This window comes from Salinisphaera orenii subsp. orenii MK-B5, assembly GCF_003788635.1.
GTDB lineage: Bacteria > Pseudomonadota > Gammaproteobacteria > Nevskiales > Salinisphaeraceae > Salinisphaera > Salinisphaera orenii.
Map to the genome: position 1 here is coordinate 57,407 of NZ_AYKH01000007.1, position 11,997 is coordinate 69,403.

Sequence of the window (11,997 nt, forward strand, 5' to 3'; positions counted from 1 at the left end):
TTTCGGTTCGATGCAGCGGAGTTCCCTCGGGGGCGCGTGATGAATGACCCAGTCCGGCCGGAGGCCGAGGAACTCGTCGCCGGAGAGTACGGCGGGCGCGCGCCGCGCGCGGCCTGGCAGCGCTGGCTGCTGGTGACCATCGCGGTGGCCTGGAGCGTGTTCCAGCTCTATGCCACCTACACCGGCACGCTCAATCCGCAGAAGATCGGATCGATCCATCTCGCCTTCGGCTTCGCGCTGGCTTTTCTCGCCTATCCGCGCAAGGGCGGCGCGAGCGATCGCATCCCGTGGTACGACTGGCTGCTGGCGGCCGCGAGTGTGGCCGCCGCACTCTATATTCTGGTCGACTACTACACCATCGTGGTGCTGCAGGGCGGGTTGCCGTCGAGCCGCGATGTGTGGGTCGGTTCCGCGCTGCTGGTCTTCCTCGCGATCGCCTCGACCCGGCTGCTGGGCTTCGCGCTGCCGGTGATCGCGGCGATCGTCGTGTTCTACGGCATCACCGGTCCGGCCGGCATCGTGCCGCTCACGCCGCCCGACGTGCTCTATCTGCACAACGGCTATCAGTGGTCCCAGGTGGTCCAGCAACTGTTCATCACCACCGAGGGCATCTGGGGTACGCCGATCCAGGTCTCGGCCACGTTCGTGTTTCTGTTCGTGCTCTTCGGCGCGTTGCTGGACAAGGCCGGAGCGGGGCAGTACTTCGTCGATCTGGCCTACAGTGGGCTCGGTACCTTCCGCGGCGGGCCGGCCAAGGCGTCGGTGGTCGCGAGCCTGCTCACCGGCGTGATCTCGGGGTCGTCCACGGCCAATACCGTGACCACCGGCACGTTCACGATCCCGCTGATGAAAAAGATCGGCTATCCGCCGGTCAAGGCGGGTGCGACCGAGGTCGCGGCGTCGGTCAACGGCCAGCTGATGCCGCCGATCATGGGCGCAGCCGCCTTCATCATGGCGACCTTCATCGACATGCCCTACTCGCAGCTGATCGTCCACGCGCTGGTGCCGGCGGTGCTGGCCTACCTGGGGCTGCTGTTCGTGGTGCATCTCGAGGCCCTCAAGCTCGGCCTGAAGGGCATGCCGCGGTCGGAGCTTCCGCCGTTCGGCGCCACCTTCCTCAAGGGGGTGCACTATCTGATCCCGGTGGCCTTTCTGCTCTACGAGCTGATGTGGGTCAATCGCACCCCGGAGCGCAGCGCCCTGAACGCGACCTTCCTGCTCATGGGGCTGATCCTCGTGCAGGAGGCGATTCGCGGCGTGCGCGGCAACGGCGGCCTGGCCCGCGGGCTGTGGACGGGCGTGCGCGCCATCGTTTCCGGGCTGGAGCTGGGCGCGCGCAACATGACCACTATCGCCGTGGCCACCGCGGCGGCCGGCATCATCGTGGGCATGGTCACGATGACCAATCTCGGCTACGGCCTCACCCAGGTGCTCGACGTGCTCTCGGGTGGCAACATCTGGATCGTGCTGGTGCTGTCGGCGCTGACGTCGCTGATCCTCGGCATCGGTCTGCCGACCACCGCCAACTACATCGTGATGGCGGCGCTGGTGGCGCCGGTGATCGCCAACCTGGCCGAGCAGGGCGGTATGGTCGTGCCGCTCGTCGCCATCCATCTGTTCGTGTTCTATTTCGGCATCCTCGCGGACGATACGCCGCCCGTGGGGCTGGCCGCTTACGCGGCATCGGCGATCTCGCGCGCGGATCCGATCGCCACCGGCATCCAGGGCTTCACCTACGACCTGCGCACCGCGATCCTGCCGTTCATGTTCTTCTTCAACCCGCAGCTGCTGCTGATCGATATCGGCAGTTGGTACAACGCCGCCTGGGTGATCGCCACGGCGCTGGTCGGGATGTTCGCGTTCGTGGCCTCGACCCAGGGCTATCTGGAGATCCGGATGCGCTGGTACGAACGGCTGGTGATGCTGGCCGGGGCACTGCTGACCATCAAGCCCGGCGGCTGGACCGACGGTCTCGGCCTCGGTGCACTGGTGGCGGTGGGGCTGTGGCATCACATTCGCGCCGCCCGTGCCGCGCCGGCGTCCGCATGAGGCGTGCTCGGGATGCGCCGGCGTCAGCGTCGGCGATGGGTGCCGTTGGTGGCGTGGATGTGAAGCCGGACGGCGATGCGGCGGCATCGTCGACGCGCGGCAGGGCGAGCGTCTGGCCATGACCGATGATGCGAGCGCGGCCGATCTGCGCTGGATGCGCGAGGCGCTGGCGCTGGCCCGCCGCGCGGGCGAGGCCGGCGAGGTGCCGGTGGGCGCGGTGGTGGTCTGCGACGACGCCATCGTCGGCCGCGGCTGGAACCGGCCGATCGCGGCCCGCGATGCGACCGCCCACGCCGAGATCGACGCCCTGCGTGACGCCTGCGCCCGGCGCGGTAATTATCGCCTGCCCGACTGCACGCTCTATGCGACGCTCGAACCCTGCAGCATGTGTGCGGGCGCGATCGGGCACGCTCGCATCGCGCGGGTGGTCTACGGCGCCGACGATTTCCGCGCCGGCGGCGTGCATTCGATTTTCTCGATTCTCGACGAGCCGCGGCTCAATCATCGGGTGGCCCACCGGGGTGGCGTACTCGCCGAGGAGAGCGCGGCGTTGCTGCGTCGTTTCTTCCGCGCCCGCCGCGGCGGATCGTCGGGCGGTGCGCAGCCGGGCGCTTGAGTGGTAGCCTCGCGCCATGAGTACGCAAAAGACATGGCGGGTCGCGGTTCTGCCCGGCGACGGTATCGGGCCCGAAGTGGTGGCGCAGGCCACGCGCGCCCTCGAGGCGCTCGCCGCGCGGGACGACGAACTGGCGATCGAGTGCACGACCTTCGAATGGCCCTCGCATGCCTGGCACGAGCGCCACGGCGAGAGCGCGCCCGCGGACTATCTGGACCAGCTGGCCGCGTTCGACGCCATTCTGCTCGGTGCCCTGGGCGACCCGGGGCCGACCAGCGATCCGGATCGGTACCTGCTGTCGGATGCGGTCTCGCTGGCGCCGCTGCTGGAAATCCGCAAGGGGTTCGATCAGTGGTGCTGCGAGCGTCCCTGCCGCCCGCTGCCGGGCGCGAACCAGTACCTGGCGGACCCGCGGGCGGCGGATATCGACATGCTCGTCATCCGCGAGAACAGCGAGGGCGAGTACGTCAATCAGGGCGGCCGGCTGGCTGTCGGCACGCCCCACGAGATCGCCACCCAGGTCGCGCTGTTCACGCATCGGGCGACCGAGCGCATCATCCGGCACGCCTTCGAGCAGGCCCGTGTGCGGGCCCACCATCGGGCCAGTGACGGGCGAGCGCGCGAGTTCGGCCGCGAGGCCCGCGCCAGCCAGGTCTGTCTCGTGACCAAGCGCAACGCCCAGCGCTACTGGGGCGACATGTACACCGAGATCTTCGCCCGTGTCGCCGCGGACTATCCCGATGTCGACACCCACCACGAGCTGGTGGATGCGGCCTGCATGAAGTTCGTCAGCCACCCGTGGATGTTCGACGTGGTGGTGGCGTCCAATCTGCACGGCGATATCCTCACCGACCTCGCCGCCGTGCTCAACGGCGGCATGGGCGTGTCGCCGTCGTCCAACATCAACGCGTCCGACCGTTCGCGTCCGCCCATGTTCGAGCCCACCCACGGCAGCGCGCCCGACATCGCGGGCCGCAACCTCGCCGGTCCCGCGGCGATGCTGCTGACGACGGCGATGATGCTCGACTGGATGGGCGTCGAGGATCCGGCCGCGGCGCGGGCGGCCGAGCGCCTGCGGACCGCGGTGAGTGCGGATCTGGCCGCCCACGGCGGCGAGGCCCGGGCCACCGACGCCATCGGCGACGCCGTGATCGGCGCACTCTGAGTCCCGTCGGCGCGTGCCGGCGCCGACTTTGATTGAAACCGGCCGGAGACCCGGCTAGGCTCGCGCGGAGCGCGACCACGAACACCAGTTGGAGAACCTCATGACGGCAAATCGCCCCGGCCATCTGTCCCCGCTGCTCAAGCAGGCCACCGGCGTTGTCGCCGAACGCGGTGAAGGCTGCTACATCATCGACACCGAGGGGCGTCGCCACCTCGACTTCACCGCCGGCATCGGCGTGACCAGCACCGGTCACTGTCATCCGAAGGTGGTCGCGGCCGCGCAGGAGCAGGTCGGCAAGCTGATCCACGGCCAGTACACCACGATCATGCACAAGCCGATCCAGGAGCTCTCGGCCCGGCTGGGCGAGAAGATGCCCGGCGATATCGACGCGCTGTTCTACGCCAGCGCCGGCACCGAGGCGGCCGAGTCGGCGATGCGGCTGATGCGCCACGCCACCGGCCGTCCGAACATCGTGGTCTTCCACGGTGGCTTCCACGGCCGCACCATGGGCGCGGCTTCGCTGACGACCTCGGGCACGGCCTACACCGCCGGCCTGCAGCCGCTGATGGGCGGCGTGGTGGTCGCGCCGTTCCCAAACGCCTTCCGCTACGGCTGGTCCGAGGAGGAGGCGACGGACTTCTGCCTGCGCGAGCTGGACTTCATCTTCCAGACGCTCAGCTCGCCGAAGGACACCGCCGGCATGCTCATCGAGCCCATCCAGGGCGAGGGCGGCTTCGTGCCCGCCAACGCGCGCTTCATGGCCGGTCTGCGTGAGCGCTGCGACCATCACGACATGCTGCTCGGCATCGATGAGGTCCAGTCCGGCTACGGCCGTACCGGTCGCTTCTGGTGCCACAGCCACTTCGATGTCCAGCCGGACATCGTCATGACCGCCAAGGGGCTGGCCAGCGGCTTCCCGCTGTCGGCCTGCGCCGCGCCCCAGCACATCATGGAGAAGGGCTGGCCCGGCTCCCAGGGCGGCACCTACGGCGGCAACGCGGTCGCCTGCGCGGCCGCGCTGGCCACGCTCGACGTGATCGAGGAAGAGGGCCTGGTCGAGAACGCGGCAGCCCAGGGCGCGCATCTCAAGGACCGTCTCGACGCCCTCAAGGACAAGCATTCCTGCATCGGCGACGTGCGCGGCAAGGGTCTGATGATGGGCGCCGAGATCCAGAAGGACGGCGTGCCGGACGGCGACCGCGCGGAGCAGATCGTCAAGATCTGCGAGTCCCACGGCCTGCTGCTGCTGCGCTGCGGGCCCGGCAAGCAGGTTGTGCGCTGGCTGCCGCCGCTGGTGGTTACCGCTGCCCAGGTCGATGAGGCCGTCGACATCTTCGCCAAGGCGCTCGACGCGACCGGCTGATCCGGCGCCCGGGGCCGCCGCCGCATCGGCCGGCGGCGGCTTCGCCCACAGAGTGCTGTCCTTGTGTCGGCGCGTGACTGTGCCGGCAACGGCGCGGCAGTCACTTCGCGGCTACAGCCGTCGTGATGCGCCGCTGTCTTGAGATGGGCGGGCCGCGCGCACGCGGTGAGTCGATGCGAGGTCCGCGACCGGCGAGTCGCCGATTTGCATCGCCGCAGGCGCCGCGTCGTGCGGCTTTTTTGCGGCTGCCGCGGCCACCGATCGATCGACATAGAATCCGCGACGGGGCGATACGGTCGCCGATGGCCGAACTCAGCTCGGCACGTTTCGGGGTGTCGAGGCTTTCGCGACAGGCAGGCCAGTGCACGAGTGGTCTTCGTGCTTTCATTGGACGTGATCGAGCCCGTGCGCCCGCGGCCCGGCCAGCCGGAGAGACGGCCTGTACGACCGCTTTGGGTGCCGATCGCCCGGGATGGGGCGGCGGTCATCACGCGCGTGCCGACAGGCGGTGCCGAATTGCGGCACCCGCCGTCGTATCGACGCTCGCGCGAGCGCCCGGCGGCCGCACCTGACCGGGGGCGCGAGGCGGCGCCGCCGTCAATGCCTATCAGTCGCGACGCTCGAAGCGCTCATGCGAGGCCTGCCGATCTCGGCGCGGATTGTGGCGGTGATCGCCGCGGTGGCGTTGTGCACGGCGCTCGTGGCCCCGTGCCTTGCCTTCGCCGTGGCGGCTCCGCGGTTGCCGGTCCGGGCCGAAGCGCACGTCGTGTCGGGCATCACGGCGTCGCTCGTGGCGCTCATGCCCGCGACGGTCGTGCCCGTCATGGCGGTAGGCGCGGCGGTCGTAGTGGTAGTCGCGATAGTCGCGGTGGCCGATTGTGCCGGCGTGCGGGCCGCCATGCCGCGCACCTTGGCGGTCGCCGTCGTGATAGGCGCAGCCACCGATGGCGACAACGGCGAGCAGGAGGATGATTCGGGGGGTCATGGGCGTCTGTGTCGTGGACTCTGCCTCGAGATTCGCGCGCCGCGCCTGAATGCCGCGTGAAACATCGATGGTGCCGGGATCCGGATGCCTCGCGGCTGACGACCCGCCCGGCGCGGCTCACGGCCCGGTTTGTCTCGCGCGCAACATGTCGTCATCATACGGAGCCACCCGTATCCGGCCTGCGCCTCCGACGGCGTTTCGGCGAATCCAATCGAGGACAGACGTATCATGACTCGAGCGCGCGCTTCGCGAACTCCCGGCAATACGCTGCGTATCCTGGTTCTGTGTCTCGGCATGCTGGCGGTGCTGTGCGCGCCGTTGGCGATGGCCCAGAACGATGGGGCCGACGGCGCCGCGGCCGATGCCTCCGATCAGGCGCTGCCGCTGAGCCAGCTCGCCGATCTGATCGAGAACGACGAGACCCGGGACCGGCTGGTCGACGAGCTGCGTCGAGCCGCCGAGGGGCAGGCCGAGACCACGGAAGCCGAGGCTGCCGATGCCCTCGTGCCGCCGCCGACCGATGTCGACACCGCGGTCGAGGCGCAGGCCGAAGCAAGTGTTGAGCGCGTGTCTTTCGCACGGCAGTTCGCGCAGAACACCGCCGCCTGGGCGGAGGTGATCGGCGACAAGCTGGGCGCGGCCTGGTCGATGATCAGCTCGATCAACGACGACTCGGGCCCGGGCCCGGAGTTCGACGCGACCGCATTCTTCAACGCCGTAATCGCCTTCGCGCTGGTCGCGGTATCCACGGTCGCGGCCTTCTTCGTCCTGCGTTTTCTGGCCGCATCGCTGTTCGGTGCCATTGGACGCTTCGCGCAGAAGGCGGAGACCGGCATCGGCGTGGTCGTGCGTCGGGGCAGCGCGATCACGCTGGCCATACTGGTGGATGCGCTGGTGGTTCTGGCGGCCTGCGGCGCCGGCTATCTCGCCGGGCTGTACGTGTTCGGCGAGTCCGGTGCGATGGGGACGCGCGAGTCGCTGTTCATCAACGCCTTCGCGCTGATCGAACTGGCCAAGGTCGCGATCCGCGGCGTGTTCGCGGCCCGCTACGAGAGCCTGCGTCTGCTGCGCATTCCCGATTCCGTGGCTGCCTGGTGGAGCGTGCGGCTGCGCTGGTTCGTCAGCGTCATCGGATACGGCCTGCTGGTGGTGGTGCCGATCGTCAACGTGCAGCTGTCGTACTTCCTTGGCGCTGCGGTGAGTTTCTTGCTGATGGGCGGCGCCTACATCTACGCGCTGTCGGTCATCTTCAAGAACCGCCGGCTGTTCACCGAGCGGCTCATGCGCATGGCCGACAACGCCTCGGTCGGCTTCTTCGCCGTGCTCTACCGCGTGTTCTCGCGGCTGTGGATCGTACTGGCGATCGCCTACTTCACGACGCTGTTCGTCTCCAGCCAGGTCGATCCGGACGGGGCGCTGCCGTACATGCTCTCGGCGACCGCGCAGACGCTGATCGCCGCGGCGATCGGCTTCGGTATCTCCGGCCTGCTGTCCAAGGCCATCGGCAAGCGCGTGACCTTCTCGTCGAACATGCGCGACAAGCTGCCGATGCTCGAGCCCCGGGTGAACTCCTATATCCCGAATGCGCTCAAGATCATCCGCATCGTCATTCTGCTGATCGTCGCCGCGGTCGTGGCCAGCGCCTGGGGACTGTACGACTTCGGCGCCTGGCTGGCCTCGGATGCCGGCGTGGCCACCGTCAGTGTGGCGATCCGGGTGGCCATCGTGCTGATCGCAGCGGCGCTGATCTGGCTGATCACCGCGAGCGTGATCGAACACCGGCTGAGCCCCAGCACCGGCGGCGGGGCGCCCAGCGCCCGCCAGCAGACCCTGCTCGTGCTGTTCCGCAACGCGCTGGCGATCATCATCGCCACGATGACGCTGATGATCGCGCTGTCGCAGATCGGCGTGGATATCGGCCCGCTCATCGCCGGCGCCGGCGTGCTCGGCCTGGCCATCGGTTTTGGCGCCCAGAAGCTGGTGCAGGACATCATCACCGGTGTGTTCATCCAGCTCGAGAACGCGATGAATACCGGCGACGTGGTGTCCGTGGGCGGCGTCACCGGTACGGCCGAACGGCTGACCATCCGCTCGGTGTCGATCCGCGACATCGACGGCGCCTACCATGTGGTGCCGTTCTCCTCGGCCGACGTCGTGTCGAACTACATGCGCGACTGGGCCTACTTCCGGACCGAGTACGGCATTGCCTATCGCGAGGACATCGACAACGCGATCGCGCACCTGCGCGAGGCCTTCGAGGATCTCAAGGCCGATCCGGACGTCGGCCCCAACCTCCTCGAGGACATGACGGTGCCCGGCGTGACCGCGCTCGCCGACAGTTCGATCAACATCCGCATCATGATCAAGACGCTGCCCGGAACCCAGTGGGGCGTGGGCCGTGCGTTCAACCGCCTCGTCAAGCTGCACTTCGACCGCGCGGGCATCGAGATCCCGTTCCCGCATCAGACGGTCTACTTCGGCGAGGACCGTTCCGGCAATGCGCCGGCGGCCAATCTGCGCGTGATCGAAGGGCCGTCGGGGGCTGGCGAGTCCGCACCGGAGAAGACGCGCAAGCGCGGTGACGATGCAGCGCCATCGGAAACCGGCGACGCCCCGGCCGACGGCTGAGTCGTTGCGGGGCGGCTGCGCCCGGGCGGTCCGGTGCTGCTCGGGCGCGTCGCTCCGTTATCCGATGTGATCAAGTTCTGTTCGATCGCTACCGGAATGCCCGCGGGGCGGGCATCGAGGCCGTTCATGCCGAGGTTGTCCACAGGTTTGTCCCGGCGTTCTGTGCACGGGATGCCCGGTGGTTTCGGAAAAGCCGTTGCGTCCTGCCGGCGTGAAACCTGCCTGGCGCGCGCTGCGCGGGGGATGCGATCCCGCTCGTCCGGTCGCGTTGGCGCGCGGGCCGGTGCGCCCGCCCGGGGCGCCATCACGCTTCGGCCCGCGATGACGCGCCGTGTGGCGGCTGCGACGTGGCTTTTCGGCATTGTATGCGCCCGCGAATCATCCGATCGGCCGTGCGCCGGTTTGATGTCGCCGCACCCGGGATTCGTCGGCGGCTCGACCGCTGAACAGATCGTGACCAATTCGTCTGCGTGCCCCGTCGTTTCGGGCATTGGCGAGTTTTGCCGGCCGGTTGTCCACAGGGTTGCCCAGAGGCTGTGTGAAAAACCGCGGGCCGGGGCGCTCCGACTCGAGCCACGGCGGCCGGCGTGACAGGGGGTATCGACGCAGTGTTTCGGATCGCGGCGGTCTGCCTGTTCGACAGCGCGGGCGCGCTGCTGGTGGTCCGCAAGCGTGGAACGGCCGCCTTCATGCTGCCGGGTGGCAAGATCGAGCGCGGTGAGACGCCGCGCGCCGCGGCCTGTCGCGAAGTGCGTGAGGAGATCGGCTGCCGGCTTTCGCCTCGGACTCTGCGCCGGCTCGGCGTGTTTGACGCCCCGGCCGCGAACGAGGCGGGCCGCGCGATCCACGCCCATGTCTTCGACGGTCGCGGCATCGACGCCGCGTTCGCCCGTCCCGACGCCGAGATCGCATCACAGCACTGGCTGCGGCTGGATCGCGCGCCCGACGTGTTCTTGGCGCCCTTGTTGCGCGATCACGTCATCCCGGCGCTCGTGTCGACGGCGCCGGCTTCGAAGCCGACTGGTCAATGAGTGATCAGTGCGCTGTGAACGCCGTATCGGCGGGCTTCGGCGCGTTCGTGCACGATTCGTCCACAGGCTTGTCAAGCGCCACTGTGCAAAAGCCCGGGCCGATACGCGCGTCTCCGGCGGCCGCCTCGCGCAGAGAATCTCGGGCCGCGCGATCGCGTGTGCCGTCGCGATCCGTGATGACCGGGTGCCAGATGGCGACTCGGCCCGCCCGCTGCGACTGCGAATGGCGCCGGGCGATGGTCACCGTCGGCCCTTGAGCGGGCTGGGTGCTCGCTGGACGACGTGCGACGCGTTGCCCGGCCTCGCGGTCGCGCTATCCGCCCAGAGGCCAGACCCAGGGGACGATGGCGATGGTCATTACGCCGACCAGGGCGGTCAGCGGCGCGCCGAGCCGCAGGAAGTCGGTGAACCGGTAGCCGCCGGGGCCGTAGACCATCAGGTTCGTCTGATAGCCGATCGGCGTGAGGAAGCTGGCCGAGGCGCCGACGATCACCACGATTGCGTAGGGCATGGCCGAGGCGTCGAAACCGCCGGCCAGCGAGATCGCGATCGGGAACATGATGACGGCGGCCGCGTTGTTGGTGACGACCGCGCTGATGCTGACGGTGGTCACGAACAGCGAGGCCATGACCGCGTAGGGGTTCTGGCCCGCCAGGCTGACCAGCGCCCGGGCGAAGCCCTGCGCCAGCCCCGTGTCCTCGACCGCGGCGCCGATGCCGATGGCCGCGCTGATCGCGATCAGTAGCGACCAGTCGAGCGTGCGGCGGGCGGAGTCGGGGGTCGTGCAGCGGATGAGCAGCATCGCGGCCGCGCCCAGCAGAGAAGCCTTCAGAATGGTGATCAGTCCCATCGCCACCGTGCCGACGACGACGCCCACCACCGCGATCGCCGCATAGGCCTTCTGGTGTTCCGGCGGGTTCGAGTTCTCGATCTGGCTGACGAGGAAGAAATCCTTGGAATGACGCTGCTGCTGGACGAAGGAGGGGCGCGCCTCCAGCAGCAGCGTGTCGCCCGGGCGCAGCTCGATGTCGCCGATCTTGCGGTTCAGACGCTCGCCGTCGCGGGCCACGGCGAGCACCACGGCGTTGTACTGGGTCCTAAAGCCGCTCGCCCGGATCGTGCGCCCGATCAGCGGGCAGCTGCCGGAGACCACGGCCTCGATGAGCACGCGCTGGGGTCGTGGCGCGTCGAGCTTGAAGATCTGGCGGGTCGCCGGCAGTAGACCGCGGATCTTCTGCAGGTCCACGACCGAGTCGACGATGCCGACGAACACCAGGCGGTCGTTGGCCTGCAGCGGCTGGCGCGGCGACACGGCCGCGAGGATGTTGCCGTCGCGTTCGATCTCGGCCAGGTACATGCCCGGCAGCTGGCGCAGGCCGGCCTGTTCTATGGTCTGGCCCGGCAGCGGGCCGTCGGCGGCGACCAGCATCTCCACGCTGTACTCGCGCGGATTCTCCAGCTCGGTGATGGCAGCGTCCCGGTTGGGCAGCAGCCAGCGGCTGGTGGCGATGATGAACACGATACCGGCGATCGCGACCGGCACACCGACCCAGGCGAGCTCGAACATGCCCAGTCCGTCGCTGATCCCCCGCTCGATCAGCAGCGCATTGATCAGCAGGTTGGTGCTGGTACCGATGAGGGTGCAGGTGCCGCCGAGAATCGCGGCGAAGCTCAGCGGCATCATCAGCCGCGAGACCGGCAGTTCGTGCTTGCGCGCCCAGTCGTTGATCACCGGTATCAGCGCGGCTACGACCGGGGTGTTGTTGAGAAAGGCGCTCATGAGCGTCGTCGGCAGCATGAGCTGGCGCTGGGCGTGACCGATTGAGCGCGGTCGTCGCAGCAGGTTCGCGACCAGCAGCTGGGTGGCGCCGGTGTCGCGCAGCCCGGCGACCACGATATAGAATGCGCCGATGGTGATCACCCCCGGGTTCGAGAAGCCGGCGAAGGCCTGGTCCGGGTCGATCACGCCGGTCACGAGCAGGGTGACGAGGCCGGCCATGAGCACCAGATCGGCCGCCAGCCGCGTGGCCGCGAGCGTGCCGAGAACGGCGACCAGCACGCCGAGCGTGATGCCGGCGGCCAGCGTCATGCGATCGCGTGTCGGTTCGCGGTGGGTGGCCGGCGGTGCCGTCGCGATGGCCTGTGTCGGGCGCGGCCCCT

At 69.0% G+C, this 11,997-nt stretch carries 8 protein-coding genes; 7 read left to right on the top strand and 1 reads right to left on the bottom strand.

Annotated features, from left to right (window positions below; genetic code table 11):
* Positions 1-39: 39 nt before the first annotated feature.
* The 7 genes from SAOR_RS05045 to SAOR_RS05075 all read left to right on the top strand — a co-directional run bounded on the left by SAOR_RS05045 (position 40) and on the right by SAOR_RS05075 (position 9,837).
* Positions 40-2,049: a TRAP transporter permease gene (locus SAOR_RS05045; RefSeq protein WP_123630484.1), complete on the top strand. Its 2,010-nt coding sequence runs from the start codon at positions 40-42 to the stop codon at positions 2,047-2,049.
* A gap of 118 nt (positions 2,050-2,167) precedes the next feature.
* Positions 2,168-2,665 carry a tRNA adenosine(34) deaminase TadA gene (gene tadA, locus SAOR_RS05050; RefSeq protein WP_123630485.1) on the top strand — a complete coding sequence of 166 codons (498 nt, stop codon included), beginning with the start codon at positions 2,168-2,170 and terminating at the stop codon, positions 2,663-2,665.
* A 16-nt stretch (positions 2,666-2,681) separates the two neighbouring features.
* Complete coding sequence (locus SAOR_RS05055; RefSeq protein ID WP_123630486.1) at positions 2,682-3,830, top strand: isocitrate/isopropylmalate dehydrogenase family protein; 1,149 nt, start codon at positions 2,682-2,684, stop codon at positions 3,828-3,830.
* 100 nt (positions 3,831-3,930) lie between these two features.
* Positions 3,931-5,193, top strand: a complete 1,263-nt coding sequence (locus SAOR_RS05060; RefSeq protein WP_123630487.1) for an aspartate aminotransferase family protein — start codon at positions 3,931-3,933, stop codon at positions 5,191-5,193.
* A 631-nt stretch (positions 5,194-5,824) separates the two neighbouring features.
* Positions 5,825-6,238, top strand: a complete 414-nt coding sequence (locus SAOR_RS05065; protein ID WP_123630488.1) for a hypothetical protein — start codon at positions 5,825-5,827, stop codon at positions 6,236-6,238.
* A 168-nt stretch (positions 6,239-6,406) separates the two neighbouring features.
* Positions 6,407-8,806 (top strand): mechanosensitive channel protein, encoded by a 2,400-nt coding sequence (ybiO, locus tag SAOR_RS05070; protein ID WP_123630489.1) that lies wholly within the window; start codon positions 6,407-6,409, stop codon positions 8,804-8,806.
* Positions 8,807-9,414: 608 nt separating this feature from the next.
* The gene (locus tag SAOR_RS05075) at positions 9,415-9,837 is read left to right on the top strand and encodes an NUDIX hydrolase (protein WP_281273414.1); all 423 of its coding nucleotides are present in this window, start codon (positions 9,415-9,417) and stop codon (positions 9,835-9,837) included.
* Positions 9,838-10,150: 313 nt separating this feature from the next.
* Here the strand turns inward: SAOR_RS05075 and SAOR_RS05085 are convergent, their stop codons facing one another.
* Entirely contained in the window at positions 10,151-11,926 is a 1,776-nt protein-coding gene (locus SAOR_RS05085) for an SLC13 family permease (RefSeq protein WP_123630491.1), read from the bottom strand.
* Positions 11,927-11,997 lie beyond the last annotated feature (71 nt).

What these genes read in the sequence shown, in the direction of transcription:
- SAOR_RS05055 (WP_123630486.1), top strand. Translation starts at nt 2,682, where the DNA reads ATGAGTACGCAAAAGACATGGCGGGTCGCGGTTCTGCCCGGCGACGGT.
- SAOR_RS05045 (WP_123630484.1), top strand. Translation starts at nt 40, where the DNA reads ATGAATGACCCAGTCCGGCCGGAGGCCGAGGAACTCGTCGCCGGAGAG.
- tadA (WP_123630485.1), top strand. Translation starts at nt 2,168, where the DNA reads ATGACCGATGATGCGAGCGCGGCCGATCTGCGCTGGATGCGCGAGGCG.
- SAOR_RS05060 (WP_123630487.1), top strand. Translation starts at nt 3,931, where the DNA reads ATGACGGCAAATCGCCCCGGCCATCTGTCCCCGCTGCTCAAGCAGGCC.
- SAOR_RS05085 (WP_123630491.1), bottom strand. Translation starts at nt 11,926, where the DNA reads ATGACGCTGGCCGCCGGCATCACGCTCGGCGTGCTGGTCGCCGTTCTC.
- SAOR_RS05065 (WP_123630488.1), top strand. Translation starts at nt 5,825, where the DNA reads ATGCGAGGCCTGCCGATCTCGGCGCGGATTGTGGCGGTGATCGCCGCG.
- ybiO (WP_123630489.1), top strand. Translation starts at nt 6,407, where the DNA reads ATGACTCGAGCGCGCGCTTCGCGAACTCCCGGCAATACGCTGCGTATC.